The organism is Mesorhizobium sp. M7A.F.Ca.CA.004.04.2.1 (assembly GCF_004022825.1).
Classification (GTDB): Bacteria; Pseudomonadota; Alphaproteobacteria; order Rhizobiales; family Rhizobiaceae; genus Mesorhizobium.
The window spans coordinates 1-1616 of the sequence record NZ_RZPH01001207.1 but is presented as its reverse complement, the minus strand read 5'-3'; the positions used below and the strand labels follow the sequence as shown (position 1 = coordinate 1616).

The window sequence follows — 1616 nt, the reverse complement described above, 5'->3', positions numbered from 1 at the left end:
GTTGGGGACCGACGACAGCGGCTTGTGCAGATGAGGCTCGAGTGCGGCGCGGTCCGGCACGCTGTCGGGTATCTTGCGCATGCCGTCCATATCGTCGGAAAAGCACAGCAGCTTGGTCGCGACCTTATCCTGCGTCAGGACGCGGAAAGCATGGCGCACCATCGACGTCCGCGCCACTTCGCCGAACGTGCCGATATGCGGCAGGCCGGACGGCCCGTAGCCGGTCTCGAACAGGATTGTTTGCGGGAAGTCGGCGCCTTTGTAGCGCTCGATGATCTTTTTGGCCTCTTCGAAGGGCCACGCCTTGCTTTCGGTCGCGGCCGCCAACAGTTCGGGGTTGAGATCGATGATGTTTGATCCCGCCATGTCACAGTTTCCAAATCATTTGCCGGCCCGAAGGCGGGCCGCGGCAAGGTTTTCAACCGGTCTCTAGGCGTGCAGCGCCGGAGCGTCAACGCGTGCGGCGCTTTTTCCTTGCGGTGCAGAACGGGCGTTCCTAACTTCGAGGCCCGGTTCAAGGAGAAAAAATTGCCGACACCTCATGAAGCCCTGATCTATCTGATGGTCATCACCTCGGCCTCGGACCGCGACATGACCGATGTCGAACTGGCGCGGATCGGCGAGGTCGTCCGCTCCTGGCCGGTGTTCGAGGACTTCAACCGCGACAGGCTGGTCGGCGTTGCCCAGGACTGCCAGAAGCGCCTGCACGAAAAGGACGGGCTGGAGGGTGTGCTGGCTGAAGTCGCCGAGGTCTTGCCTGAGCGGCTGCGCGACACCGCCTATGCCGCCGCCTTCGAGGTTGCCGCCGTCGACCTCGAAATGCGCATGGAAGAGGTGCGGGTGCTGCAGCTGATCCGGCGTCAGCTCGATCTCGACACGCTGACGGTTGCTGCCATCGGCCGCGCGGCCAAGGCGCGGCTGCGCACGCTGACCTGAGTTCTTGGCCGGGCGCTGTTGAGGTTCAGGTCAGGCCGGCAAAGCCGACCGGAACCGGATCAGAAAAAGCTGACCGGGAAATAGCGCAGATAAAATTCGGCGAACGTGCCTTTCATCGAAATCTCCTGCAGCGCGTAATCGATCGCGGCGGCCAGCGCCGGATTGTCCGCTTTGGTGGCAATGGCCATGCCCGAGCCCAGATATTCAGGCGCCAGATAGGGCCCGCCGGCAAAGCGGCAGCAGCCCGCCGCGTCCGAGCCGCCCAGCCAGAAGGCCAGGCGCATGCCGTCGCCGAAGGCGGCGTCGACCTTGCCGGCCTTGAGATCGGCATAGAGGTCCTCCGGCCTGTCGAAAGGGACGACCTGAACCGTGTTGAAATAGTCGCGCAGCATGCGTTCATGCGCCGAGCCTGATATTACGCCGACACGCTTGCCGTGCAATTTGTCAAAGATGGGCTCGGTCAGCGCCTTGCCTTTCGGCATGATGAAGCGCGCTGGAAACTGCAGATAGGAGCGTGAGAAGGCGTAGGTCGCGCGCGATTCCGGTGTTGCGGCGATGCCGGCGATGATCGCCTCGCCTTCGCCTTTCCGCAGTGCGCCTTCCAGCTCGGCCCAGGGCAGGGCCTGGATCTGGCATTTTTCGACAATGCCAAGCTCGGCGCAGATGGCGCGTGCCAGATC

At 63.2% G+C, this 1616-nt stretch carries 2 protein-coding genes and 1 pseudogene; 1 reads left to right on the top strand and 2 read right to left on the bottom strand.

The window, feature by feature from the left end; all coding sequences use genetic code 11:
• Nucleotides 1–366 (bottom strand): annotated as a pseudogene (lysK, locus tag EN893_RS33045) (lysine--tRNA ligase); the annotation flags it as partial.
• A 162-nt stretch (nucleotides 367–528) separates the two neighbouring features.
• On the opposite strand from lysK, the gene EN893_RS33040 reads away from it, so the two are divergent.
• A complete protein-coding gene (locus EN893_RS33040) occupies nucleotides 529–936 on the top strand; it encodes a tellurite resistance TerB family protein (protein WP_256755010.1) in 408 nt (135 codons plus the stop codon).
• 59 nt (nucleotides 937–995) lie between these two features.
• Here the strand turns inward: EN893_RS33040 and EN893_RS33035 are convergent.
• Nucleotides 996–1616, bottom strand: a 621-nt coding sequence (locus tag EN893_RS33035) for a transporter substrate-binding domain-containing protein (RefSeq protein WP_128362137.1), incomplete at its 5' end; no start/stop codon positions are given.